The sequence below is a fragment of the Chitinimonas lacunae genome (assembly GCF_042650885.1).
GTDB classification, from domain to species: Bacteria; Pseudomonadota; Gammaproteobacteria; order Burkholderiales; family Chitinimonadaceae; genus Chitinimonas_A; species Chitinimonas_A lacunae.
In genome coordinates this window covers 929,605-955,388 of the sequence record NZ_JBHSBU010000001.1, presented here as the reverse complement: position 1 = coordinate 955,388, position 25,784 = coordinate 929,605, and the positions used below count along the sequence as shown (strand labels likewise).

Sequence of the window (25,784 nt, the reverse complement as noted above, 5' to 3'; positions counted from 1 at the left end):
ATCTCATCGTCCATACTGAACCGGCTTATCGCTCACGCATCGATCACGCAGCCGACAAGGAGAAAGGGGAGCCATGTTCGAAGTCTTATTGCAGCCCGCACGCAGACTGTCGCAACGCTTGAGTTTCCGCAGGAAATTTCTGCTGATCTTTCTGCTGTCGGTGGGGCCGGGAATCTGGATACTGAGTGGTTCGCTGCGCGATGGCTACCGCGCCGTGGTGCGCGATGAGGTGGAGCGGCAGGGGGCGGTCTATCTGCAGGATTTCACCCCCTTGGCCAAGGCGCTTGCTGTGCATCGCGGTGCTTCCACGGCGCTGCTCAACGGCGACTCCTCGCTGGAAGCCTCGATTGCCGAGGCTGTTGCGACCATCGATCAGTCGTTACAGAAGATCGCCAGCGAGCGGGAGCTGCCGCATATCCATATCGGACAATGGAAAAGTCAGCGTGAGGCCATTGTCACGGCTTGGCAGGCCATCAGGTCGGGTTGGCGCAGCAAGCCGGTCGAGGTCAATTTCGCTGAACATAGTCGGTTGATTTCCTTGGTCAATGAATACCGCCACCATGTGGCAGGCGATACGGGGCTGCTGCTCGATCCGGAGGCCGATGCCTACTACATGATCGTCACCATGATCGATACGCTGCCCCGACTGCGCGAGCGACTCGGTCAGACCCGGGGTTGGACGGCCACTTTGGTCAAATCGGTCGATCCGAAGACGATCGGACGGCTCGATATGTTGGTGAACGGTGAAATCCTGTCACTGATCGAGCACATCGATAATGATCTGGTACTGCTCAGCGATACCAATCCCAGCAGCGGTGCCAAGATGGTGGCGCAGTGGCAGCCGGTCCGTGAAGGCATCCAGGCGCTGCGGGCCGAGATGGGCGGGCAGTTGCAGTCGGGCGATTGGCAGAACGCCGCCGGCTACTTCAAAAAGATCTCCGAATTGATAAGTTGGCGCTGAGCATTGTGTTCAATGCCGGCATGTTGCTGTTGGTGGCTTATCTGATCGCGGGTTTTGCCAGTGACCTGAACCAGCGTTCCAGCCGGCTCGAACGCGAAATGGCCCGGCTGTCGGAAGGTGACTTCAGCGCTGTATCGGCCCAGCCGGGCGAAGACGAACTGGGCCATGTGGCCACTAGCGCCCGGATGTTGACCGAAAAGCTTGGCGCTACCTTGCGCGAGATTCGTGCTGGCGCAAGCGAACTGATGGGAGCGGCCACCGATATTGCCGGGGTCAGCACCCAGGTGGCCGCCTCGACCAATGAGCAAAACAACGCGGCCGCGGCGATGGCGGCTGCGGTGGAGGAATTGACGGTCAGCATCAACCATATGGCTGGCAATGCCGAGGAAGTGCAGCAGGCTTCGGCCGAGTCGGGCCGTATGTCGAGCGAGGGCGGCGTGGTGATCGAGCGGACCGTTGAGAGCATGCGGCGGATTGCCGAGTCGGTACGCAATGCTTCCGGCAGCGTCAGCGCGCTGGGGCGCGATGCCGAAGCCATCAGTGGTTTTGTGCGTATCATCAAGGATATTGCCGACCAGACCAGCCTGCTGGCCCTGAACGCGGCCATCGAAGCGGCCCGAGCCGGTGAGAGCGGGCGAGGTTTTGCCGTGGTGGCCGATGAGGTGCGCAAATTGGCCGAGCGCAGCGCTGACGCCACCGACCAGATCGCCAGCCTGGTCCAGCGCATCCAGGGCAATACCCAGGGCGTGGTCGAGCGGATGGAAGACGGCGTGCAACAAGTCGAAGGCGGGGTGGAGCTGGCGGCTCAGGCCGGCGAGGCCATCGGTCAGATACGCCGCAGCTCGGCCTCGGTGGTCAATTCGGTGCGCGAGATCAGGGATTCGCTCAAGGAACAGTCTGCCGTCGCCAACGACGTCGCCGGTCAGGTGGAAACCATCGCCCAGATGTCGACAGAAAACACCCATGCCGCCGAGTCCTCGGCCTCTACCGCCCAGCAGTTGCGCACGCTGGCGCTGGAGTTGGAGCGGCGGGTGGCGGTGTTCAGGTTGGGATGACGCGGCTTACGGATAATTCTGGACGTGTTCCAGATCCTGCGTTTTTAAGCGCGTCCCGGACTGGTTCGGGCCCGGCTCGGACGCGAAAGCGTTCCCGTCTAACTCGGAGCCGCTAGCAAGGTTTCTGACGCTTGGTGTCGAAACCCTCTGACTCCGAATGGTTCGGCAATGCGCTAAGTGAGCACCACTAATTGAGCCTCTGCGCGGTCCGACCCGACGCCAGCACAGAGGGTGATGGACTGGGACCAGCCTGCGACTCCCTTTATCTGCCTCGGTCTCGTTCTGCGACCTTATGTCGCACAGTCTCCTTTCCCGGCGCTGCTATAGTCGCCGCCCATGAATTCCCCCGTTCTCCTCCGTCCGCTGTTGTTGGCGTTCACCGCTTGTCCACCGACGCTGGCAACGTCCGACAGCCTGGAAACCGTCGTCGTCACCGCCACCCGCACCGCCACGCCGCAGCATCAGGTCGCTGCCTCGGTGAGCCGGGTGGAGGGCGAGGAGTTTGTCCGTCGGCAGGCCAGTACGGTTGGCGAAGTGTTGCAGGATCTGCCCAATGTGGATTTCGGCGGCGGGCCACGGGCGGCTGGGCGGGTGCCGACGATTCGGGGGTTTTCGGGGCGGGAGATCACGGTACTGGTCGATGGTGTCCGGCTCAATGCCGCATCGGGCCTGCATTCTCCGCTCTATATCGATCCTTTCCTGTTGGAGGGTGCCGAAGTGCTGCGTGGAGCGAGTTCCTCGCTCTATGGCAATGGTGGCCTTGGTGGCGTGCTGTCGCTGCGTACCCTGTCGGCGCGCGAGCGGCTCTCTGAGGAGGAAAGCCACGCGATCCAATGGCGGGCCGGGGTCGATTCGGGCGACCTGTCAAAACGGGTGCAGACGCGGGTGGATGGCCGCTCAGGCAATCTGGACGGGGTTGCCGCGCTGGCCGTGGCCGATTGGGACCGTATCCGCCAAGGTGCCGGTCGCACTTTGCGGCCCAATGCCGGCCGCTCGGCCAATGGGCTGCTCACCCTGGCTTATGGCTGGGATGCGCGCACCCGGCTGCATTTCAGCCATCGGGCTTATCGGGAGAGCGTGTTGCGGCCCAATAATCCACAGGCCGATGTGGCGTTGGGAGGGCCGGGTCAGGTGCCGGTTCAGCGTCATCTCACCCGTCAGGTACAGACCTCGCTCGGGGCGACGGTCGGGGATACCGAGGCTGAGCCGGCTTTCAGCGTTGGGCTCTACCACACCGAACTCGATCAGCAGGCCGAGGCCAATCCTGATTTCAATCTGCGCCGCAGTGCCACGCTGACCGAGACCGTCGGTGGCCATCTGTTTCACAGTCTGCGTCTTGAAGAAGGTGGTCGGCATCATCGGATCAGTTATGGATTCGATGTCTACCGCGACCGCCAGCATGCCGATGACGATGGGCAGCCCAACCCCGTGCTGCCGGCAGGACGGCAGACCGTCTATGGCGCTTTCCTGCAAGACGAGGTCGAGCTGAACGCCTCGCTGCAATTGATCGCCAGCGTGCGGCAGGACCGCTACCGCACCGGCCCGACAGACACGTCGGGTCGTCTGTCGCCCAAACTCACCCTGACTGGCGCAGTCGGGCGCGATGGGCGGCTCTACGCCAGCTACGCCGAGGCTTACCGCGCGCCTTCGCTGAGCGAGAGCGGGATGTCGCTCAGCGGCAGCCAATATCTGTTCAATTTCGTCCCGAATCCCGCGCTGCGGCCGGAAATCGACCGTGGCGTCGAAGCCGGTTTCCACTATCGTCGCCGTGGCTGGCTGGCCGAGGGTGACCGCTTGCGCATTCAGGGCGCGCTGTTTCGCTCGCGGGTCGAGGATTTGATCTCGACGGCCGTGATCGGACGCTATACCCGCAGCGCGCCGTTTTCAGGCACCGGCCTGATCTTCCAGAGCCGCAACGAAGCCCAGGCCAGACGCCATGGCGCGGAGCTGGAGGCGGCCTATCGGCGGGGTGCCTGGGAATTGGCCATGGCGTACAGCCGGCTGCGGGTGCGCAACCGCGACAGCGGCGAATCGCTGTTTGCCCCGCCCGACAAGCTGGTGCTGACGCTGGACTGGCATGGCGAGCAGCTCGATGCCAGTTGGCGCGCCCGATTCGTCGCGGCGCAGAACGATGACGCGACCGTTGCGCGGCGAACGGCGGGCTATGGCGTGCACGATCTGTTTCTGCGCTGGCGATGGGCCGGACACGACCGTCTACGGCTCGATGCCGCCATCGGCAATCTGTTCGACAAGCACTATGTGGTCTATCAGTCCGCCAACCCGTCGGCACGGACTGCCGAGATGGGAAGAGCGTACCGGCTGGCGATCAGTGCGGGGTTTTAATAAAAAATGCCAAATCACTTCAAGATTAGATGCTAGATATATAGATAAAGAAAAGTATCCTGCTTAACACTCAAGACCGGGTCCACAACAACCAATCCCGCCCTGTCTTCCGATCCAGCACCAGACGACTATCCGGCCCGTCGGACGATTCCGCACCGACGGCCCCAGGAGGAGGAACCGATGACCTTGGGCAGTATCCGTCCCTACAGCCTGCTGTTGGGCCTTGCCTTGGCAGGCGTACCTGCACAGGCGGACATGGCCGACCGTGCCGTGACGCTGCGGTTTGCCGCGAGCTTGCAGGGGCGGCCTTTTGTCTGCGGTCAGCGTTACGAGCAGTTGGGGCGCACCGGTGCAGCGCTTACGGCTACCGATCTGCGCTTTTATGTCTCATCGGTCGCTCTGTTGAAGACCGATGGCAGGAGCGTCCCGCTCACGCTCGAACAGGATGGCGTCTGGCAGCATGAGGACGTGGCCCTGCTCGATTTCGAGCATGGTGAGGGCGCGTGTCGTAATGGCACCCCAGGTCGGCATGAAGCGATCAGTGGACGGGTGCCGGCTGGCGACTATCGGGGCCTTCGCTTCACCCTGGGACTGTCGCCTGCGCGTAATCACGCCGATGTGACGCTGGCGCCGTCGCCGCTGAATCTGACGGCAATGTTCTGGAGCTGGCAGGGGGGCTATCGCTTTCTCAAGCTCGAACTGGTGGGACAGGGCCGAGTCGGCTTTCCGGTTCATCTGGGCAGCACGGGCTGCCAATCTGGCTCGGCGACCGAACCGGCCAGCCGCTGCAGTCAGCCTAATCGGGTCGAGGTCGAACTGCCGCAGTTTGATCCCGAGAGCGATGTGGTGGGCGTGGACCTGTCGGCCCTGCTTGCGCAAACCCGGCTCGACCGCAATTGGCCCGGCAGCCCGCCTGGCTGCATGTCGGGCAGTGACGACCCTGACTGCCATGGCATTCTTGCTGCGCTGGGGCTCAAGGGTGGCGCCATGCAGCGCTTGTTCGTCCGGCTGACGCCATGAAACGCTGGTGCATGGGGCTGGCCTTGCTGAGCACGCTGGCCGTGGCCGCCGAGCCGGCTTACGACTGGAAGCTGCCGGCCTGGGTACCGCCGCCCGTGGTGCCCGCCGACAACCCGATGAGCGAAGCCAAGGTGGAGCTTGGGCGCCATCTGTTTTACGACCGGCGTCTGTCGCTGCGGCAGAACCAGTCCTGCGCGACTTGCCACCAGCAGGCCCGCGGCTTCAGCGACGGGCGACCGCTGCCGTTTGGCAGTACCGGTCAGCGTGGTGTGCGCAATGCCATGTCGCTGGCCAATATCGCCTATCTGCCAGTGCTGACCTGGGCCAACCCCAATCTGAAACAGCCTGAGCAGCAGGCTCTGGTGCCGCTGTTTGGCGAGCATCCGGTCGAGATGGGAATGGCCGGGCGCGAGGCCGAACTGTTGGCGCGGCTGCGGAGTGATCCGCACTATCCGCCGCTATTCCAGGCGGCCTTTCCCGACGGAGAAATCTCGCTTGCCACCGTGGTGCGCGCGATTGCGGCATTTGAGCGGGCCTTGCTGTCGTTTGATTCGCCCTACGACCGCTACCGTTACGGCGGCGATAAGAATGCCCTGTCCGCGGCGGCCCGTCGTGGCGAACGGCTGTTCTTCGGTGAAAAGATGGAGTGCTACCACTGCCACGGCGGCATCAACTTCACCGACAACCTGCAACACAGCCGCCTGGCTTTTCCGGAACTCGGCTTTCATAACACCGGCTTATTCAATCTCAACGGGCAGGGTGCCTATCCGGCCGGTCAGCAGGGCTTGCGCGAATTCAGCGGCGAGGCGGCCGACGAGGGCAAATTCCGCACGCCGTCGCTGCGCAATGTGGCGCTGAGCGCGCCTTATATGCATGACGGCTCGATTCCGACGCTGGCCGCCGTCATCCGCAGCCATTACGCCAAGAAAGGCATGGCGGTGACGCGCGGACAGCGTGCCAGCCCGCTGCGCAGCCAGTTTATCGAGGGCTTTCGGGTCAGCGAGCGCGAAGTGCGCGATCTGGTGGCGTTTCTGCAAGCGTTGACCGACCACAACTTCGTCACCAATCCACGTTTTGCCGACCCGTTTGCCGCAGGGCGAGCGGACCGGTCGCCGTCCGCCGTCTCGACGGCGAGCCATCCCTTGGGCACTGGGACAAAGTGCCCGTCCACCTCTGATAAAGGAGTACCGCCATGCAAAACAAGATTGTGATCGCCAATAAGCAGGCCGTTTCGGTGATCGGCCGCGCCGGTTCGCGCTGCGCCCATTCCTGCGGCGTGGTGTAAGCGCCGGAAGGGACGCCTTGGCAACCGGTGGCCGATGTGTCCCTTTTTTGGAAAAAATCAGGACAAATAATCGCAAGATCCGGTTTTTAAGATATTTAAAAATAAATAAATTCATCTGCGGGTCCTTCACCCGCACCCAAGACCCACCCGGACAGGACGCCACCCCATGCAGATCGGTTTCAATTTCACCCTGGGCGAGACGCTGGAACTGGTGCAGCGGCTGATCCGCGAAGGGCGGATCGATTACTGCGAGCTGCTGATCGACAACTTCCTGCAAGTCCCGCCCGACGAACTGGCCCGGGCCTTCGACTGTCCGGTTGGCTTTCACATCATGTTTTCCAAATTCCTCGAATGCGACGAGGCCACGCTGCATGATCTGGCGCGGCGGCTGCGGCCGTATATCGCGCTGTTGCAACCGATCTATCTGTCGGATCATATTGCCCGCTTCTCCCATCGCGGCCGCCAGCTGTTCCATCTGGCCGAGTTCGATTATGTGGCGGACTACGAACGGGCCCGGCAACGTGTGGCGCTATGGCAGGAACTGCTCGGCCAGCAGGTGTTTTTCGAGAACTATCCTTCGCTGCTCGACGACGGTCTGGCCGCGCCGGGCTTTTTCGAGCGGCTGGGGCAGGAGACCGGTGCGGGTGTGCTGTTCGATATTTCCAATGCCGTCTGCGCCCAGCGTAACTGCGGTCTGCCGCTGGCCGCCTGGCAGAACGTCATTGCATCGACCCGGCATTTCCATGTGGCCGGCTACAGCACTGCCTTTATCGATGAGCGGGTAGCGGTCGATTCGCACGACAGGGCGCTGGCGGCGGATACCCTGGCGTTTCTGGCCCAGGCGCGTGGGCAGCTCGATAAGCCTGGGGCGACCTTGACCTATGAGCGGGACGATCAGATCGACTATGAGAGCGTGGCAGAGGACCTGGCGCGGCTGCGGCAGTGTTTTGCCGCGGCGGAGATGGCAGCATGAGCGCCGGGGCCGTCGAAGCCGAGGTGATCGACCTGTTGCTGCTGCCGGAGCGGCAGGAAGAATGGCCGCGACCGTCGCGCGCCTATGTGCGCATCGATATCAGCTTGCGGATGTACTGGCACAATCTATTCGATATCTGCCCGGCGCTGCTGACACTGAGCGGTCCGGATGGCATGGCGATTTATCGGCCATTTATGCGCTGGGCGGCCGAGCAGGATCTGTCGATGGGGTGGCAGTTCTATCTCTGGGTCGGGCAGTGGCTGTTGCAGTCGACTTTGCGCGATCAGGTGACGCCCGAGCTGCTCGATACACTGATGGCCGCCTCGGCCGCCCGCTGGGCCGTGCTCGATCGCAGTGCGGCGGCCGGTATCGTGCTCGGCGGTGTCCATTCGCCGGCCTGGACGGTGGGGTGGAAACAACGCAGCGTCTCGGGCGGCCGTGAAGTGGAGCGTTGGGCGCTGGCCGAACCCTTGCCCCTGCCGGAGGGCCACTTTGGCTATTTCCTGCTCAGTGGGCCGACGCTGGCGGATTTCCCGGGCTGGCTTGCCTTGCCCCGTTGAAATGTGAGGCCCGGAGCGAGCGGTCCGGGCACTTTGTTCGTTTTCTTCTCGTGTACAGGAATCGTTTCCATGAAGTCTTTCGTCAACCGTATCGCCATGGTGCTGTTGGGTGCGTGCTCGCTGGTCGCGGCGCAGGCGCATGAATTCAAGGCGGGTAAGCTGGAAATCCATCATCCCTGGGCCCGTGCCACCCCGACCGGCGCGTCCACCGGGGCGGTCTATCTGAAGATCAACAATGCCGGCGATCAGGCCGACACGCTGCTGGGCGCCAGCAATCCGGCGCTGGCTGAGCGGATCGAGATCCATAACCACGTCAACGATCAGGGCGTGATGCGGATGCGCCAGGTCGATCAGGTGCCGGTGCCGGCCAAGGGCAGCGCACTGCTGGCGCCTGGTGGTTTCCATATCATGCTGATCAATCTGAAAAAACCGCTGCCGCAGGGCGCCAACCTGCCGCTGACCCTGCGTTTTGCCAAGGCCGGGCAAGTCAAGGTCGAAATCAAGGTCGAGCCGGTCGATGTCGATGCGGCCGGGCTGCACGCCGGTCATTGAGCGATGGGCTGGCACCTGCCCGGGCGCCAGCCTGGCGTGGCTCAAATCGCACAATTCCTTCACCGGAGCGCATGCTGACGCTCGATTGGCTGTCGTTTCCCTAAATCTCGCTATATTTTCAGTGCCCCTTACCAGATCAAAAAGCGGGGCAATGCTGATGTGCCAACAAGGAGGAGCGAGAGATGGATCATCTGGGAATGGTGGGCGGCAGTTCCTGGACCACCCTGGTGGGCGCAGCGGTCGTGCGCTGGCTCGGGCGGGTAGAGGCGAAACAGGCAGCCGAGCTTGCCGACCCGGTGGTCAATCCACAGCCTGATGTAAGTGAGGAAATTTCTTTTTCTCCTAAATCGCACATCCCATCTTGCAACGTATTTGCCGATTATTTTGTTTTTCGGGAAGTGAGTCAGGAGCCGCTTTGAATGGCTAGACGGATCGTCACAGTCGGCCTGCTGGGGCTGATGGGAGTATCGACCTGGGCCCAGGACTGTCATCTGGTGGACCCCAAGACCATCGCCGCCTTGCCCGGCGGCCCCTGGTCGCTGTTTCTGCTGACCGCGGAACATTGCCGCTTTGAAGGCAGCAAAGGGGCGTATCTGTATATCGATTTGCGCCTTCACACCTCGACCAAGGACGCGCAACAGGATTTCAGGCGCGAAGAGCGCGCGCTGGTCAATCCACCCAGCTTTATCGAAAAGCTCGGCAATCGGGCGTCCTATGGCGCGCTCAACGATAAACCGCAGGTCTACAAGGTGGTGGGCTGGTTCGGCAAGCTGTTTGTCGAAGTCGGCGTGGACCGCAGCAATGAAACCGAGCTGTCCACCACCGTTGACCGCGAACCGCTGGCCGCCATCACCCGCTCGGCTTTCGCCCAGGGAGAGGCGCACGTACAGGAATTCATCGCCCACGGCGGCTACTGCCCGATTACCGATGCCTCGATGCTGCCGTCCATCAAGGGCCTGCTCAACAGCAAGGTCGTGGTGGCCGAATGGCTGGGCGTGCAGGGCTGCCGCTATGGCGTACCGGATCGGGTCGGTTCTCTCGATATCTCGGTCGGGTCGCTCGATAAAGTCCAGGTCGGTCTGCATGAGCATGCAAAGCAGGCTTTCTTTGCCAATTTCTCCACCTCCTGCAAGAAACCCAGCGGCCACCCCCCGGCCGACACCACTTCCTGGTCCTGCCGCGACCTGATGGGCAACCCCAATCTGGCCTGGGTGGCCGGCGACAAGTGGTATTCCCTGCGTTATTCGCTGGAAAGCCCGGGCGCGGACGATGCTGACCGGGAAGGGACGGAGCGCAAGATGCAGGAGCTTCGGGCTAAGCTGCTGGCACGCACTTCAGTGCCGGCTCCTGCTGCGCACTGAGGCTGAGAAGCCGGCTCTGTTTCATCAGGCTTGGTGTCCGAATCGACCGCGGCGTCGGGTACCGTTAGCGCATTTCCAGTCAATTCGGAGTCAATGTATCCGGCCCTCAAAGTGCCGGTTCCTGACGCTCAACCAGACTTGCGGCGATGCCGAGTGCAGTAAATGCGCTAGCCGCAAAGCGCCGTAATGCACCGGGCTTGCGTCACATGCTGTCGCTCGATCCTCAGCGAGGACGGAAACAGCCGTGCATTACGGCCTGTGGTCTAGCTCCAAGACACCCTCAGAACGCCGGAATCACATACCCCCGTGCGGCTATCGCCTCGGCAATGGTGCTGCTGCTGCCCAGTCCGAACAGATCAGGCGTGGAGACCAGCAGATCGGTGCTGGTTTCATTGTTGAGATTGTCGAGATTGCGGTCGTACCAGAAGCTGCCGCTGGTGTTGGTGCAGGCATCGGTCGGGGCATAGCGGATATTGGCGCCGCCGCTTGGTTGTTCCCATTTGCCGCTGCTGGCGTTGTAGCGCAGGAATTGGCGTTGGGCGTATTCCTTGTGCAGGCCGACCGGGCTCGCCGGTTTCGGGCCGGCCCAGTTGCAGTAGAAACCGAGGATCTTGCCGTCGCTGCTGCTGAGCGGTGCGCCGTAGCCGTAGTAGGACTCGCCGTCATTGCTGGTGCCGCTGCCTATGCCATTGATGCCCAGTTGCAGAATGCGGCTGTTGGGGTCGAACAGGCCGGCCTGCCAGGCGCTCAGATATTTGCCTTTCTGGGTCGAGGGGTCGTAGTTGGCGCCAAAGCGCATAAAGCTGTCCGACCATTTGAGCGACGGGTCGAGCTGGCCGTCGCTCTGGAAGGCTCCCAGCGAGCTGGGGCTGCCATGACCGCAATACTGGCCCTGGCGCAGGATGCTGCTGATATTGGCGTCGGCACGCTGATATTTGAAGGTGCCGATCCGCGTCACCGGATTGTTGCCGCTGCCGCAGGTCCCGCCCTGGAATTGCTGGGTGATGCCGTAGGTCAGCAGGCCCTGATAGGCGCTCGGGCTGCCGCCGGGAGTGTGGTCGAGCTGGAGATAGACCGTATGAGGCTGGCCGCTGCCGTCGGTGAAGCTGAATTCCATGCCATAGCGCCAGGTCTTGCCGCTGCTGTCGAGGCTGAGGGTGGCCTTGCTGAAAGTGGCGGCGCTGCCCAGTGCATTCATTTCGGCCAGCAGATCGACGCTGGCACCTGCTGCGGGCAGACCCTTGCCCGAGACATACGCCTGCCGCAACAACACCGCCAGACCGATCATCGCCATATTGCCGCGCATGCTGACCCCGTCCATCTGGGCATTGAGCTGGGCCGCCGCGCAGGCGTCGCCGGTCGGGGTATCGACTTCCTTCCACAGTCCCAGATCGCCGCGCGGCAACATGCCACTCGACGGACCACCGCTTGCCGCGTCGGGATGGCCGCTGTACTGCATGGTGGGGCCGAAGCAGGCGGCATCCATGCTTTCAGCGAGGAACAGGTTGGGATCGAAACTGCCAAGCCCGGTCGCTGCGCCAGTCAGCAAGGCGTCGATCCGGGTGGTGGCGCCGCGATAGCTCAGCGCGGCAAAGGTGGCGGCAAAGCCGTTTTTGTCCTGCCGTGTCGGCGCACTGGCCGCCAGCGAGCGCGGGAACACCTTGCCATTCTCGATCTGGTCGCGGTCGGCCGTGCGCAGCCAGTCGCTCAGATTGCCCAGATTGCTGAACTGGCCGTTTTGATACAGATGAAGCTGGCTTTGCTCGTTGACACCCAGACACAGCGTCGTGCCACCACCGTAACAGCGATAGCGGTAGCCGAATTCATCGCGCGAGGTGGCTGCCGGGGTCAGCAAGGCGGGATAGCTGGCCTCGCCCCAGTTAAGCAGCCGGTCGATATCGGCGGGCTTGGGTGCGGCCAGACCCAGGGGCGAGAAGACGATCAGGACAGCGACAACAGACAGGCGCATGGCAGTATCCTCGGCTCGATAAATCCCCTTCACTATAGGCCCCCGATTTTTACCGGCGGCTCAGGTGATGGACGGTAAGGGAAGCGGGCCGGGTCGGAATGCCGTCAATGGAGTATTTTCAGAAGGCTTGGTATCCGCTGTGCTCAAGATGGCTTCAATGCTGCATCTGGGTCGCGCTCAGACGCATGATGTTGTTTATTGAAGCGAAGGATAGTTATAAGACAGCCCATTTATTGATAGCGCAATGCTTCAATCGGATCGAGCTGCGCCGCCTTGAGCGCCGGGTAAAAGCCGAAAAATACCCCCGTGAATCCTGCCACGCCGAAAGCCAGGGCCACCGCGCCGCCGCTCAGCGCTATCGCTACCTCAAACCAGTGTTGGGCGACCAGGGCGCCGCCCACCCCGACCCCTACGCCGATCAGGCAACCGGCCAGCGACATTGCGATCGCTTCGAGCAGGAATTGCAGCAATACATCGCGCTGCCGCGCACCGATAGCGATGCGGATGCCGATTTCGCGCGTCCGTTCGGTCACGGACACCAGCATGATATTCATGATGCCGATGCCCCCGACCAGCAGCGATACCGAGGCAATCGCCCCCAAAAGCAGCGACATGGTGCGGGCCATGGCAGCCGCTGAATTGGCGACGGCGGTCAGGTTGGCAATCGAGAAATCGTCATCGGCATCTTCGCGCAAGCGATGGCGCTGGCGCAGCAATTCGGCCATGGCTGGCTCGACGGTGGCCATCGCCTGGTCCGATTCGGCCTGGACCAGCACCATCCGCACCGAGCCACGGAAACGGCTGCCGAACAGATTGCGCTGGGCGGCGCTGATCGGCACCAGCACCGTATCGTCCTGATCGCGGCCATCGAGGCTCTGGCCCTTGCGTGCCAGGACGCCGATCACGGTGAACGGGCTTTGCCGTATCCGCAGCGTCAGGCCAATCGGGTCACGCTCGCCGAACAGATTCTCGGCCACCGTGGCACCAAGCAGCGCCACCCGGTTGCCGGTGCGGATATCGCCCGGGTCAAAGCCGTCGCCGCGTGCCACCTCCCAGCCCCGGATGGCCAGATAGTCGGCGGTCGAGCCCAATACCTGGGTATTCCAGTTATTGGCCCCGGCGACCAGCTGGGCACCGCCTGACACCACCGGCGCGCTCAGGGCGACACCGGGCAGGCCGGCCAGTGCTTCGGCATCGTCGATGGTCAAGGTACTGGCGCCGCCGCCGCCGCTACGCACCCCGCCGACATTGCTGGAGCCGGCCAGCACGACAAACAGATGACTGCCCATCGAGTCGATGCTGCGCCGCACCGCCTCGCGCGCGCCCTGGCCGACCGCCAGCATCAGCACCACCGCCGCCACCCCGATCACCATGCCCAGCATGGTCAGAAAGGTGCGCAGCCGGTTGGCCCGCATGGCGCTCCAGGCTTCGCCCAGCATGGTGGTCATCAACATGGCGGCCAGCTCCGTGGCAAAACGGGATGATCCTCGACGATGCGGCCATCGAGAAAACGCACCAGCCGCTTGGCGTAGGCGGCGATATCGTGCTCATGCGTCACCAGCACGATCGTGATGCCTTCATCGTTGAGCTGGCAGAACAGCGCCATCACTTCTTCGCTGGTCTTGCTGTCGAGATTGCCAGTCGGCTCATCGGCCAGGATCAGACGAGGTTGGCCGACCAGCGCGCGCGCAATGGCCACCCGCTGCTGTTGGCCGCCCGAGATCTGGTTGGGGCGGGATTGGGCATAGCGGCCGAGCCCGACCCGCTCAAGCAGCGCCCGCGCCCGTTGCCGCCGTTCGTGGCGTCCGACGCCGGCGTAGACCAACGGTAGTGCCACATTGTCTTCGAGCGTGGCACGCGGCAGCAGATTGAAGCCCTGGAACACGAAACCGATGGTCTGATTCCGTAACTGGGCCAGCGCATCGCGGTCGAGTTCGGCCACCGGGCGGCCGGTCAGCCGGTAGCTGCCGCCGCTTGGGCGATCAAGGCAGCCGAGGATATTCATAAAGGTCGACTTGCCTGAACCCGATGGCCCCATCACGGCGACAAATTCGCCTTGGTCGATCCGAAGGCCGACCTGATGCAGGACGGCCACGTCACCGGCTTCGGTACGGTAGGACTTGTCGAGCCCGGCGACTTCGATCACCGCTGTCATCTCAGAACCTCCGCATGCCCATCGGCCCCCGGCCGCCTGGTGCGGCGGCTTCGCCTTCCTTGGCGACCGTGCCGACGGCGACCAGGTCATCGACCTTGAGGTCGCCTGCGAGCACTTCGGTGCGACGGTTGTCGCTGAGGCCGGTGCGGATTTCCACCCGACGCAACTGCTCACCTTCAAGCACATAGACGGCCGCTGTACCGCTCTCGCCGCGTCCACGGCGCTCGCGGCGGCCTTCCCCTTCGCGCCGACCTTCACCGCGCGGGTGATTGCCTTCTTCCTTGCGTTGCCCCCGTTCCTCGGCCGGGCGGAAACGCAGGGCGGCATTGGGCACGGTCAGCGCAGCTTCGCGTCGCTCCAGCACCAGATTGACGTAGGCGGTCATGCCGGGCAGCAGGATCTGCTCGGCGTTATCGACATCGATCACCACATCGTAGGTCACGACGTTCTGCTGCACGGTCGGGTTGAGCCGAAGCTGGCGCACCTTGCCGCGAAAGCGCCGGTCCGGAAACGCATCGACGCTGAATTGAGCGGGCAGCCCGGCCTTGACCCGGCCAAGGTCGGCTTCGGCGAAGCTGGCGTTGATCTGCATGGTGGACAGATCCTGCGCGATCTTGATCAGCGTGGGCGTTTGGAAGCTCGCGGCCACCGTTTGCCCGACATCGACCACCCGGTCGAGTACCACGCCCGAGACGGGCGAGCGGATGATGGCATTGCCGAGATTGGCGCGTACCCGCTCATCCTCGGCCCGCGACTGGGCCAGCAGCGCCTCGGCCTGAGCCAGCTCCGATTCGGCTTGGTCGAGTTCCTGGCGCGAAACGAATTCCTTGCCGAACAGCTCGCGGTAACGGGTGGCTTTGAGTCGGGCCAGCCCGGTGGCGGCCGTCTGGCGCGCTACCTGGGCGGCACTGCTGCGGGCCTGGGCGTCGAGCTGGTCGGTGTCGAGTTCAAGCAGTATCTGGCCGGCTTTGACCTGATCGTTGAAATCGACATACAGCTTGCGGACCGTGCCCGAAACCTGGGTGCCGACATTGACCACCTTGACCGGGTTGAGCGTGCCGGTGGCGCTGACACTGATCACCAGCGGACCGCGTGTGACCCGTTCGGTACGGAGGGTGTCGGCCAACGGCTGATCGGCACTGCGGCGGTAGGCGTAATAGGCAGCCAGTCCAAGCAGGGAAAACAGCGTCAGCCAGAGCAGGGTAGGGAGTAGACGAGGTTTCTTCATGGGGCCGGGGTCCAGTTTCCGAGATCGGCGGGCAGGCTGCCGCCCAGTGCGTAGGCCAGCGCGGCGCGGGCGGCGAGCCAGTCATAAAGAGTGGTGACCCGTTCGCGTTCGGCCTCGGCTTCGGCACTTTGAGCATTGAGCACATCGAGTCCGATCCCAAGCCCGGCCCGGTAGCGTCCCAGCGCGACTTCCGCCGCACGACGGGCCGACTGCTGCGCCGCCTCGGCGGCGGTGGTGGCAGCTTCGGCAGTACGGAGCGACTGCCATGCCTGCCAGACTTCCTGGGCAATGGCGAGCCGCTGTCGTTCGAGTTCAGCCAGCCGGCTGTCGCGCTGGGCTTCGGCCTGTCGTATCCGCGCCGGTGGCGCACCGCCTTCGAACACCGGAATATTGAGCATCAAGGCGATGCTGCCGCTGTGGCGTCGGTCCTGGTCGCGTTGCTGCGCCAAGCCGGCATTGGCCGAGAGTCCCAGGCTTGGCCGGTCGGCTGCCCGTGCAGCAGCGATGGCCGCTTCGGCCGCGCGCAGATCGGCCTGGGCCTGTTTGAGTTCGGCGCGGCGCTGGCTGGCCTGCTCGATCAGAGCTTCGACGACACTGTCGGGAATGGGCTGTGGAGCGGGAGGCGTCAGCGGCACCAGAGAGGGCAGGGCCGTTGGACCCAGGCCAAGCTGCTGTGCCAATTGCCCCCGGGCGCCAGCACCCTGGCCTTCGGCACGCAGTCGGATCAGGGTGGCGCGCGACAGGGCGGTACGGGCCTGCAGCACATCGGCGCTGGTGACAGTTCCGGCCGCCAATCTCGCCTCGGCTGCCGCCAGACCAGCCTGAGCGGCGCGCTCGGCCGCCCGTCCGGCTTCAGCCTGGGCGTCGGCCCTCGCCACATTGAGATAAGCATTGACCGTATCGCGCCAGACCTGGGCGATCACGCTGTCGCGGCCATGGCGTGCCGCATCGAGCAGGGCTTCGGCACTGTCGCGCCGGGCGGCGCGCTGACCGAAATCGAACAGCGCGTAGGCCAGTCGCAGCCCACCGGACGCAGCATGGCTGCTGCGGCCATCTTCATCGCTGAGCGAGGTGCTGACACTGGCATCGAGACTCGGCAGAAAAGCCGCTCTGGCAATATCGAGCGAGGCGGCCTGAGCCCGGGCCTGCGCCCAGGCGATCCGGGTCTGCGGATGACGACAGAGCGCCTGATCGACTGCCTGCGCCAGGGTCAGGCTGGCAGGCAGCGGTGCAGGCGAGCAAGGAGGAGGTTCGTCGGCGAGTACGGCAAGACAGACAAGCCCCAGCAGACTGGCTCGCATCAAGGGAAGGATAGGCATGCAGCCAGTGTAGGCGAGCGTTTCCTGACGACGTGTTTCTGAGGTTGGCGTAAGTGTAAACAGTTGTAATGGCTGCCTAAGTTGCCGAGTTATGCCCATACACCGTGGCAGGTCGTCCAGGTCAATTGATGTGAGCGCCGCAGCCTGGCAGCGCTTTGATTGTTTTCGATAGGAGGGAGGATATTTTTTTTGAAAATTCGTTCACCATCGTGCATTCGACAAACGGCAATTGTTTGGAACGAACGGTCGTGCTAATTTTTGCCGCATTGCTGACCGACCGTGCTTGTCTGCCATGTCCTTCCAACATCGCCTTGCTGTTCGCGCAGACCTTGCGGCCATTGTGGCGATCTACAACGCCACCATTGCCTCACGCGAAGTGACGGCTGACACCGAACCCGTGACCGTGGCGCAGCGTGAAGCATGGTTTGAGGCTCATCCGTCGTCACGGCGGCCGTTGTGGGTGGTTGAGGAGGCGGGCGAGGTGGTGGCCTGGTTGAGTTTCTCCGATTTCTACGGTCGGCCGGCCTATGCGCCGACGGCGGAAATCAGCCTCTATATTCATCCCGAACAGCGCCGGCGCGGCCTGGGGCGCTATCTGCTGCAAGCGGCGATCGATCATGCGCCGTCGCTTGGCGTGCATACCTTGCTGGGCTTTGTGTTTGGCCATAACCGACCAAGTCTGGCCTTGTTTGAAGCATTCGGCTTTAGCCGTTGGGGTTGGTATCCGCGTGTCGCGGTGCTCGATGGGGTGGAACGTGATCTGGCCGTGCTTGGCCTGCGACTCGGGGATCACTGAAATGGCCCGCTCCCTCAGTAAAGGCGAAGCCACGCGGGAAGCCATCCTTGACGCCGCGATTGCGCTGGCACGTGAGGTCGGGCTGGCCAGTCTCACCATCGGTGCCCTGGCCGAGCGGGTCGGGATGTCGAAAAGCGGGCTGTTTGCCCATTTCGGCGCCAAGGAGGAATTGCAGCTCGCCGTGCTGCGCGCGGCCCAGGCCCGTTTCGACGAGCAGGTGTTGCGTCCCGCGCTGACCCATCCACGTGGGCTCAAGCGCCTGCGGGCCATGTATCACGGCTGGCTCGACTGGACCATGCGGCAGGAGCGGCCTGGTGGTTGCGTGATCCTCGCCGCTGCGAGCGAATTCGACGATCGACCGGGCCCGGTGCGCGATTTCCTGGCCAGCCAGACCGAAACCTGGCTGACCGGTCTGGGCCGGATGGCCCGGCTGGCAGTCGAGGCCGGGGAGCTGCCGGCCGATACCGATATCGAGCAATTCGCCTTTGAATGGCTCGGTCTGATTCTGTCTGTTCATCATCACCACGGCCTGCTCGACGACCAGCGCTTCTATCCGATGGCCTGGCGCGGGCTGGAGCGGCTGATCGCTGCGCCGCCCCGTCTGACGGCGGCTTCTCCGGGCTGACCGGCCCGTTCTCATCTACGCAGGAGATTCGTCATGACTACCGCACTGCTCGCTTCGCCCAGAAAAAGCACGAACGTTCGTAAAGATATTGTCCTGGGATCGATCCGCTTTGCCATCGATCTGCTCAACCGTACTTCACCGATGCTGGCGACGGCCTGGGTCGCGCGACGGTTTCTGACGCCGGGTCGGGTCGATTGGCCCATCGCCGAGCAGCCGTGGCGTGACAATGCCCGCCGTGGCTGGCTGATGACGGTCGGCCTGCCGCGCGACCAGTGGAATTTCCAGCCGATGCGTACCTATCGCTGGGGCGAGGCGCGACGCGGTCGGATTGCCTTGATGCATGGCTGGGGCGGACGGGCGACACAGTTCTATGCGCTGATTCCGCTGCTGGTCGAGCGCGGCTACGAGGTGGTGGCCATCGATGCCCCGGCCCATGGCGAGAGTGCCGGACGGTTGTCGTCGATCGTGCATGTGGTCCATGCCTTGCAGCGGCTGATACGGTCGGTCGGGCCGGTCGATGGTCTGGTGGCTCATTCACTGGGTGGCGCTGCGGCCGTCAATGCGCTGGCGGCGGGGCTGCCGGTGTCGCGGGTGGTGCTGGTGGCGCCCAGCGCCGATCTGGTGGCCTATTCGCACCAGGTGGCCCGTCTGCTTGGCTTCGATGAGGATTTGCGGGCCCGGGTGCAGAACCGGATAGAGACCGAATTCGGCATCCGCTGGGACGAGCTGACGGTCCCGCCGCTGGTCGCTCGTTTGCGCCAGCCGGGATTGGTGATCCACGACCGCGACGACCGCGAATTGCCGCCGCAGGTCGGCGAGTCGATTGCCAAAGCCTGGCCCGGCGCCCGTTTCGAGCTAACAGAAGGGCTGGGTCATAACCGGATCTTGCGCGACCCGCTGGTGCTGGAGCGGATCACTACTTTCGTGACGAGCTAAGCCGTAACCGCCACGCTGACAATATCTATGATGAAGGGAATATAAGCTGGCAGGGGTTGTGGGTGCGCGATGAAATGGCTGACGCTTTGCACGGTACTGCTGGTCCAGGCCGAATCGAGCCCGATGCCTGGCGAAGAGGTCAAGGTCGCTACCTTCAGCGTGGCGCCTTATGTGGTCGATATGGACGGCTCGGTGCGTGGGGCTCTGGTGGAGTTCTTCGACCAGGAGATCGCACCGCGTATGGGGGTGCGCTTCCGTTGGTTGCCACCGATGACGGTGGCGCGCCTGCTGCGCAGTCTGGAAACCGGTAGCGCCGATATGGCGCCGATCCTGAGCTATGCGCCCGAACGGCGACGACAGGTCGATTACGCCAGCCAGGCTTATATCCGCTTCGAGCCGGTGCTGGCGGTACGGCCCAATAGTCATTTGCAGCGCATCACCGATTTTTCCCAGCTCGATGGGCTGCGTATCGGCTGGGTCAAGCAAAGTGTGCTGGAGCCGGCACTACAGCGTCCCGCTATTCAGTGGGATATGAATGGCGAAGTCCAATGGGAACGTTCCAATATGGGCAAGCTGCAATTGGGGCGGATCGATGCCGCGTTTTTCTCCAATCCCTATACCCCGCTGTATTTCGCCAAGGGCGCTGGTTATACCGTCCGCACCCTGCCTTTGCCGTTGCGGGCGCGCGAAGTGTTCGCGGCCTTCTCGAAAACTGCTTCCCCTCGTCTGCTGGGCCGCTACGAACATGCCGCCCAGGAAGCATTCGCCAATAAGCGTTTTGAGCAGCATCTGCAACGCTATATCGAACAGAGGACCTTCAAGTTGGGGACTGCGGTGGAGTAAGTCATCACGCCGCCGAACTGCCTGTTTCAACTTGTCCAAACCCAGTCTGTAGAAAAGGCCGATCAGGCTTCACCTGATTTTCTTACCCCAAAAAATTCTCGTTAGGGATGGCGTTAAAGAGCTCCAGCATCCTCTGGTGGGACAGCCTAGAAGATTGCCATTATCCAGGTGAAACTGGAGGAAAATGATGCATTACGCCGCTTTGTGAGTAAGGCATCTTACGATTTTGTGGAGGGATGGACGCCATGTTGAAAGGAAAGCTGTGAGGCGTGGGAGGATGAGAGGGGGGAGGACGTGGTGCCGCGATGGGCCGAGCGGCTCTACCATGAAAAGCAGGCCGGTGGATGACCGGCCTGCTTGAGTTGGTGATGGCAAAAAAAGATAAAAATTCTTTATTTCTGTTTGAATATCTTGCGATTGGTTTGCAGGAATTTTTCTTTTCTTGCCAGAACAGCAGATTACTCCACCTTGTTGGCACGCGGGGTGGTCGGCACCGGACGGCCGGGCTGGCGTTCGACGTACTCGATCAGCGCATCGACATCGAGCGGGCCGCCGACCGGGTTGCGGCCGCGCAGGAAGACGCTGAAGTTATTGCCGCCAAGAGCAAGGAAGCTGTTGGCAGCGACGCGATAGTCGGCATTCAGATCGAGCGGAGCGCCGTTGAGGTGGATCGAATCGCGCAGCACGCGCTGGCCTTCGGGTTGGCGCAGGTCGTAGCGGTAGGTGAAGTTTTCTGACACAAACATCATCACGCCGAGCTTGGGCCGGAACTGCTGCTCCAGCAGCTCGACAATATCGCTGCCCTTGAGCGTCACGGTCATCATATTGTTGCCCCAGGGCTGGGCGGTGAAGAGCTGGCCGAAGGTAACGCGCCCCTGGGCATCGGGAACGATGTCGCCGCGCACGCCGCCATCGTTCATAAAGGCGATCTGCGCGCCGCCGAGCTTGGGATCGCGGGTCGCCTCGAGCTGGGCGTCGGCGATAAAGCGGCCGGCGGTGGTTTCGCCGTTGCGGTCGGCCTGGTTGGTCAGTGCGCCGCCAATCGTGCCGATGATGCGGCCTTCCAGCGGGGCGACCAGCTTGGAAACCCGTTCGAGCAGGGCGGTCTGGTTGGCGTCCTTGTTGACGTTGGTCGCGACAATCAGATTGTTGGCACGCCGTTCGATCACATCGCCGCTGGCCCGGTCGAGCTTGAGGTCGATTTCCGTCACCAACCGGCCATAGGAATAGGCGCTGGTCAGCAGACGGTTATCCATTGCGCAGTTATACGGCTGGTGGGTGTGACCGCTGACCACCACATCGACTTCAGGGTCGAAGCGCTTGACGATGTCGACGATGGCGCCCGAGATGCCCTTGCAGTCATTGATACCGCCATCGGGCGTCTGCACGCCGCCTTCATGGACCAGCACCACAATCGCCCGCACGCCCTGCGCCTTCAGTTCGGGCACCAGCCGGTTGACCGTTTCCGCCTCATCGAGGAATTGCAGTCCCGCCACGCCACTCGGGTTGACGATGGTGGGGGTATCTTTGAGGGTCATCCCGATAAAGGCCACCGGCACGCCTTCAAAGCGCTTGATCTGATAGGCCGGGAACAGCGGCTTGCCCGTGCTGCGCTCGATCACATTGGCCGCCAGGAACTTGAAACGGGCGCCGTTGAAATCACCGATCTTGCAGCCGTCCTTGGGATGGCAGCCGCCGCGCTGCATACGCAGCAGCTCTTCCGCACCTTCATCGAACTCGTGGTTGCCGACTGCGTTGAATTCAAGACCCATCTCGTTCATCGACTCGATGGTCGGTTCGTCATGGAACAGCGACGACAACAGGGGACTGGCGCCGATCAGGTCGCCGGCCGAGACGACGGCATGGTGGGGGTTCTTGGCCTTGAGCTGCTTGATCCAGGTTGCCAGGTATTCCGAGCCGCCGGCGGGGACGGTCAAGGTTTTGTTCGGATCGGCCGGGTCGGGCACTTTCACACCCGAACCGGGCTGGCGCAGATTGCCGTGAAAGTCGTTGAAGGCGATCAGCTTGACATCGAGGGTTCCCGTCGCTGGAGCGGCAGATTTGGCGGGAGACGGCGCGAACGAAGCGCAGCCGACCAGCGAAAGCAGAGCGGGCAGGACAAGCAGGGAGCGGCGCATAGCAGTCGAATCTGAGGGATTAACGGGCGCGAAGGGTAGCACCGTTCGACTTGCTTGCCCATGGTGTGGAAAAAGACAGGGTGTTTGGGTGAGCAGTGGGGTGGGTGGAGGGAGGAGCGAGGAGGAGGAGATATGCATAAAACGCAAGTCTTATTTTCTTGCTCTTTAATCTAAGTCGCGCACTCAGGCAAATTGGCATGCAATGAAAGCATATCTATCGATAGGAGTTATTAGGCGTCTTTGGTTGACATAATGGATTTGGGGTGTTGGGTAAGTGCTAGTTGAAGAGGGAAGGGGACAGCGCTCGGCGGGTGCGTGCCAGCAAGGTCAGCCTCTCCGTTGTGTCCATCCTCTCCTTCCTTCCACCACTCCCACGCACGTTTTTCTTCCTGCGTCCTGGAGGAGCAGGGAAGAGAGGATGAGCCGAAGATCGCGCTTTTCAGGTGTCCGGGGCCGTCTTGTTCCGAAACTTGGCCGCGTACTATAAATTGCTGACTGTTTACATAATCTAATTTGGAAGGTTAGTGGATGGCCTGATCTTTCCCACCACCGGACCTTCCATCTCTCCATTACCCAACGACGAACCACGATCAAGCAGAGGCTGCTGAGAGTCTGTGATTATAATTTCATTTTATTTGACATAATCCAGAGCGATAAAAGCAATTCAATAGAGCACGCTGGATACGAAAGATGGACACAAACCGTCCACATTCCCGAACAGGTCGTCTTTAAGGAAGGAGATGGGAAAAATGGCTCAGGGGAGTCCAGAGCCACCACAAGCCAGGGTAGGTCACGACCTTACAGCCGTAGCCGCACCCTGCGGGAGAGGGGTGGATGCTTGGCGTCCAGACTCATCTTCTGGACGCCAAAGACCACATTCAGTCGAACACCAGATGCCACAGCGAGCGCACTGCCTCGCAATAAGGCTCGATAGCGGCCAGTTTGGTGGCGTCGGGCGGGGCGCCTTCGAGTCGTTCGGCGTGTTGCAGCTCGCGCAGGTGACGATAGGCTTCCTGGGCCTCGACCGACAGATTTTTCGGAATCAACCCGGCATCGGCCGCCACCCCCAACAGCGCGATATTGCCGCTGTTGTCGAGCAAGGCGGGGAGGGCATAGGCGTGGGCAAGCACCAGGTATTGCACGATAAATTCGACATCGACCAGCCCGCCACGCCGATGTTTGACGTCATGTTCAAGCGCCGGATGGGTCACCAGCATCCGCTCGCGCATCTTGACCACTTCTTCAGCCAGCCGCTGCGGGTCGCGCCGCTGGGCCAGCAATTCGCGCCGCACCACCTCGAAACGCCGTCCCAGCTCCTCGTCGCCCGCCGCAAAGCGGGCACGGGTCAGCGCCTGGTGCTCCCACACCCAGGCTTCATCGGACTGGTAGCGCTTGAAGGCATCCAGACTGGATACCAGCAGTCCCGATGAGCCATTGGGCCTGAGCCGCAGATCGATTTCATAAAGGCTGCCGGCCGGTGTGGTGGTGGACAGCCAGCTCATCACCCGCCGCGCCAGCCGGGCATACAGCTCACCGGCATCGGGGTCGGGGTCGTCATAGATAAAGATCACATCGAGATCGGAGCCATACCCCAGCTCCTTGCCGCCGAGCTTGCCATAGCCGATGGCGGCAAAGCTGGCCCGCTCGCGATGGCGTTTCGATAACTCTGCCCAGGTGCGGTTCAGCGTCACATCGAGCACCAGATCGGCCAGATCGGACAGATGGTCCGACAACTGCGTCAACGGCCAGCGTCCCGCCAGATCCTGGGCAACCAGCCGGAATACCTGCTGATGTTGGAAATGGCGCAGCAAATCCATCTCTACTTCGGAGTCCCCCGCATGGGCGTCCAGATCGGCCTTGAGCTGGGCGCGCAGTTTGGGCCAGTCCGGCGGCGCGTACAGCAGTCGGGCATCGAGCAGCTCGTCGAGCAGGATGGGGTGCTGGCGCAGATAATCCGCCACCCAGGCGCTGGCGCTGTGCATGCCGGCCAGCCGCGACAAGGTCTGCGGATGTTCGGCCAGCAGCGCCAGATACGATTCGCGTCGGCTGATGGTTTCCAGAAAACGCAGAATGCGCGTCAAGGTGGCGTCGGGATTGGGATAGCGCGCCGCCACCTCGACCAGCGGCGGAATCAGGGCATCGAGCCGGCGCCGGCTTTTATCGGCCAGGGTCTGATAACGGCTCGAATGGGCAATGGCCGATAACTGACGCTCGATTTCGCCAGGATTCTGGAAACCGAGCTGCGAGAGACGGGCGCCGGCGTCCTGACCGTCGGCAATCCCCAGCCATAGTCCTGCCAGCGGATGCACCGCATCGCCTTCGGCCTGGGGCAGGGCGAACACCTGCTCGAAATGGCGGGCGACGCAGTGGCGGTGACGGTCGAGCACCGACAGAAAATCGTCCCAACTGGTAAAGCCGAGACTGTGGGCGATGCGACCGCGATCCTCGTCGTTGCTGGGCAGCATCTGGGTCTGGTTGTCGTCTAGGTATTGCAGCCGGTGTTCCAGATTGCGCAGAAACACATAGGCGGCGTCCAGTTCCTCGACCGTGTCGGGTTCGAGCTGGCCCATCGCCGCCAGTTCAGCCAGTACCTGGCGGGTCGGACGCAACCGCAGCGCCGGGCGGCGGCCGCCCCGAATCAACTGGAATACCTGGGCGATAAACTCGATCTCGCGGATGCCGCCCGGCCCCAGCTTGATATTGTCAGCCAGCTCGCGCCGCGCCACTTCACGGCGGATCTGGCCGTGCAAATCGCGCATCGAGGCATAGGCGCCATAGTCGAGGTACTTGCGGTAGACAAACGGGGTGATCAGCTGCATCAAGGCTGCTTCCTGCGCCGGCTCGGCGGCGATGGGACGGCCTTTGATCCAGGCATAGCGTTCCCACTCGCGGCCCTGGGTCAGCAGATAGTTTTCCAGCGCGGCAAACGAACAGACCAGCGGCCCCGAGTCCCCATAAGGTCGCAGTCGCATATCGACCCGGAAGACAAACCCGTCGGCGCTGACATCGTTGAGCAGGGCGATCAGTCGCCGGCCGGCACGGGCGAACCACTCATGGTTGCTGATATGGCGCGGCCCGTCGGTTTCGCCATCCTCGGGATAGACAAAGATCAGATCGATATCGCTCGACGCATTGAGTTCGCGTCCGCCGAGTTTGCCCATGCCGACGACCAGCAGGCGCTGCGGTGTACCGGATTCTTCGCCGATCGGCTGACCATGGCGTGGATCGGGCCGGCTGACCAGATCGAGCGCGGCGCCGATTACCACTTCGGCCAGATCGCTGACCGTCGTCACCACTTCATCGAGGTCGGCCAGGCCGCCCAGGTCGCGGGCCAACAGTCTGGCCATCACGCGCTGACGCAGCCGGCGCAGCGCGATGGCCAGGGCGGCTTCATCGTCGCTGCTCGGGTCGGGCAGGGCGGCTTCCATCTCCTGGCGGGTGAAGGGAAGGTCGAGCCGGTCCTCGGTAGCGAGGGCCAGGGCGGGTTGTTGAGTAAAGAGCCGTTGCAGATAACGGCTGTGATCAAGAGCAGCTTGCAATCGTTGGGTCATGTGGCAAAAAAACTCGCAGGACGTCGAACGGAGCGACGGGGCCGGCGCAAGGGCGCTACAATTGGCGACCCCGTCCGGCGCAACAGCGAAGCAAATGCGAAGCCGGGCGGATGC

Annotated in this window: 22 protein-coding genes; 15 read left to right on the top strand and 7 right to left on the bottom strand. The window is 62.7% G+C overall.

What is annotated here, in order from left to right:
• Positions 1 to 73: 73 nt before the first annotated feature.
• From ACFOW7_RS04265 to ACFOW7_RS04215, 11 genes are all read left to right on the top strand, one after another.
• Positions 74 to 961 (top strand): hypothetical protein, encoded by an 888-nt coding sequence (locus ACFOW7_RS04265; RefSeq protein WP_378161392.1) that lies wholly within the window; start codon positions 74 to 76, stop codon positions 959 to 961.
• Positions 952 to 2,016 carry a methyl-accepting chemotaxis protein gene (locus tag ACFOW7_RS04260; RefSeq protein ID WP_378161390.1) on the top strand — a complete coding sequence of 355 codons (1,065 nt, stop codon included), beginning with the start codon at positions 952 to 954 and terminating at the stop codon, positions 2,014 to 2,016. Before ACFOW7_RS04265 ends, ACFOW7_RS04260 begins: the two co-directional genes overlap by 10 nt.
• A 336-nt stretch (positions 2,017 to 2,352) precedes the next feature.
• On the top strand, positions 2,353 to 4,359 hold the full coding sequence (locus tag ACFOW7_RS04255) for a TonB-dependent receptor domain-containing protein (protein WP_378161388.1): 2,007 nt from the start codon (positions 2,353 to 2,355) through the stop codon (positions 4,357 to 4,359).
• A 180-nt stretch (positions 4,360 to 4,539) separates the two neighbouring features.
• Positions 4,540 to 5,379, top strand: a complete 840-nt coding sequence (locus ACFOW7_RS04250) for an MbnP family copper-binding protein (RefSeq protein WP_378161386.1) — start codon at positions 4,540 to 4,542, stop codon at positions 5,377 to 5,379.
• A complete protein-coding gene (locus tag ACFOW7_RS04245; protein ID WP_378161384.1) occupies positions 5,376 to 6,590 on the top strand; it encodes an MbnH family di-heme enzyme in 1,215 nt (404 codons plus the stop codon). The genes ACFOW7_RS04250 and ACFOW7_RS04245 overlap by 4 nt, the downstream gene beginning before the upstream one ends.
• Complete coding sequence (gene mbnA / locus ACFOW7_RS04240) at positions 6,572 to 6,664, top strand: methanobactin (protein ID WP_378161381.1); 93 nt, start codon at positions 6,572 to 6,574, stop codon at positions 6,662 to 6,664. Before ACFOW7_RS04245 ends, mbnA begins: the two co-directional genes overlap by 19 nt.
• 166 nt (positions 6,665 to 6,830) lie before the next feature.
• Complete coding sequence (gene mbnB / locus ACFOW7_RS04235) at positions 6,831 to 7,637, top strand: methanobactin biosynthesis protein MbnB (RefSeq protein WP_378161379.1); 807 nt, start codon at positions 6,831 to 6,833, stop codon at positions 7,635 to 7,637.
• On the top strand, positions 7,634 to 8,197 hold the full coding sequence (mbnC, locus tag ACFOW7_RS04230; protein WP_378161377.1) for a methanobactin biosynthesis protein MbnC: 564 nt from the start codon (positions 7,634 to 7,636) through the stop codon (positions 8,195 to 8,197). Before mbnB ends, mbnC begins: the two co-directional genes overlap by 4 nt.
• Positions 8,198 to 8,266: 69 nt before the next feature.
• The gene (locus ACFOW7_RS04225; RefSeq protein ID WP_378161375.1) at positions 8,267 to 8,749 is read left to right on the top strand and encodes a copper chaperone PCu(A)C; all 483 of its coding nucleotides are present in this window, start codon (positions 8,267 to 8,269) and stop codon (positions 8,747 to 8,749) included.
• Between the two features lie 182 nt (positions 8,750 to 8,931).
• Positions 8,932 to 9,168, top strand: a complete 237-nt coding sequence (locus tag ACFOW7_RS04220) for a hypothetical protein (protein ID WP_378161373.1) — start codon at positions 8,932 to 8,934, stop codon at positions 9,166 to 9,168.
• Positions 9,169 to 10,110 carry a hypothetical protein gene (locus tag ACFOW7_RS04215; RefSeq protein WP_378161370.1) on the top strand — a complete coding sequence of 314 codons (942 nt, stop codon included), beginning with the start codon at positions 9,169 to 9,171 and terminating at the stop codon, positions 10,108 to 10,110.
• A 280-nt stretch (positions 10,111 to 10,390) separates the two neighbouring features.
• Here ACFOW7_RS04215 and ACFOW7_RS04210 read toward each other — a convergent pair whose 3' ends face one another.
• The 5 genes from ACFOW7_RS04210 to ACFOW7_RS04190 all read right to left on the bottom strand — a co-directional run bounded on the left by ACFOW7_RS04210 (position 10,391) and on the right by ACFOW7_RS04190 (position 16,781).
• Entirely contained in the window at positions 10,391 to 12,079 is a 1,689-nt protein-coding gene (locus ACFOW7_RS04210) for a hypothetical protein (RefSeq protein WP_378161368.1), read from the bottom strand.
• Positions 12,080 to 12,309: 230 nt separating this feature from the next.
• Positions 12,310 to 13,533 (bottom strand): ABC transporter permease, encoded by a 1,224-nt coding sequence (locus ACFOW7_RS04205; RefSeq protein WP_378161366.1) that lies wholly within the window; start codon positions 13,531 to 13,533, stop codon positions 12,310 to 12,312.
• Positions 13,527 to 14,234: an ABC transporter ATP-binding protein gene (locus ACFOW7_RS04200; RefSeq protein WP_378161364.1), complete on the bottom strand. Its 708-nt coding sequence runs from the start codon at positions 14,232 to 14,234 to the stop codon at positions 13,527 to 13,529. Before ACFOW7_RS04200 ends, ACFOW7_RS04205 begins: the two co-directional genes overlap by 7 nt.
• Position 14,235: 1 nt before the next feature.
• Complete coding sequence (locus tag ACFOW7_RS04195; protein WP_378161361.1) at positions 14,236 to 15,462, bottom strand: efflux RND transporter periplasmic adaptor subunit; 1,227 nt, start codon at positions 15,460 to 15,462, stop codon at positions 14,236 to 14,238.
• The gene (locus tag ACFOW7_RS04190; protein ID WP_378161358.1) at positions 15,459 to 16,781 is read right to left on the bottom strand and encodes a TolC family protein; all 1,323 of its coding nucleotides are present in this window, start codon (positions 16,779 to 16,781) and stop codon (positions 15,459 to 15,461) included. The genes ACFOW7_RS04195 and ACFOW7_RS04190 overlap by 4 nt, the downstream gene beginning before the upstream one ends.
• Before the next feature lie 292 nt (positions 16,782 to 17,073).
• Here ACFOW7_RS04190 and ACFOW7_RS04185 point away from each other — a divergent pair, with 292 nt between their 5' ends.
• From ACFOW7_RS04185 to ACFOW7_RS04170, 4 genes are all read left to right on the top strand, one after another.
• Positions 17,074 to 17,577 carry a GNAT family N-acetyltransferase gene (locus ACFOW7_RS04185; RefSeq protein ID WP_378161356.1) on the top strand — a complete coding sequence of 168 codons (504 nt, stop codon included), beginning with the start codon at positions 17,074 to 17,076 and terminating at the stop codon, positions 17,575 to 17,577.
• A 1-nt stretch (position 17,578) separates the two neighbouring features.
• Positions 17,579 to 18,202 (top strand): TetR/AcrR family transcriptional regulator, encoded by a 624-nt coding sequence (locus ACFOW7_RS04180; RefSeq protein ID WP_378161354.1) that lies wholly within the window; start codon positions 17,579 to 17,581, stop codon positions 18,200 to 18,202.
• 33 nt (positions 18,203 to 18,235) lie between these two features.
• Positions 18,236 to 19,138: an alpha/beta hydrolase gene (locus ACFOW7_RS04175; RefSeq protein ID WP_378161351.1), complete on the top strand. Its 903-nt coding sequence runs from the start codon at positions 18,236 to 18,238 to the stop codon at positions 19,136 to 19,138.
• Between the two features lie 69 nt (positions 19,139 to 19,207).
• Positions 19,208 to 19,981 carry a substrate-binding periplasmic protein gene (locus ACFOW7_RS04170; RefSeq protein WP_378161349.1) on the top strand — a complete coding sequence of 258 codons (774 nt, stop codon included), beginning with the start codon at positions 19,208 to 19,210 and terminating at the stop codon, positions 19,979 to 19,981.
• Between the two features lie 458 nt (positions 19,982 to 20,439).
• On the opposite strand, the gene ACFOW7_RS04165 is transcribed toward ACFOW7_RS04170, so the two are convergent.
• Positions 20,440 to 22,119 (bottom strand): bifunctional metallophosphatase/5'-nucleotidase, encoded by a 1,680-nt coding sequence (locus ACFOW7_RS04165; protein ID WP_378161347.1) that lies wholly within the window; start codon positions 22,117 to 22,119, stop codon positions 20,440 to 20,442.
• A gap of 878 nt (positions 22,120 to 22,997) precedes the next feature.
• A complete protein-coding gene (gene glnE, locus ACFOW7_RS04160; RefSeq protein WP_449252241.1) occupies positions 22,998 to 25,766 on the bottom strand; it encodes a bifunctional [glutamate--ammonia ligase]-adenylyl-L-tyrosine phosphorylase/[glutamate--ammonia-ligase] adenylyltransferase in 2,769 nt (922 codons plus the stop codon).
• Positions 25,767 to 25,784: the final 18 nt, after the last annotated feature.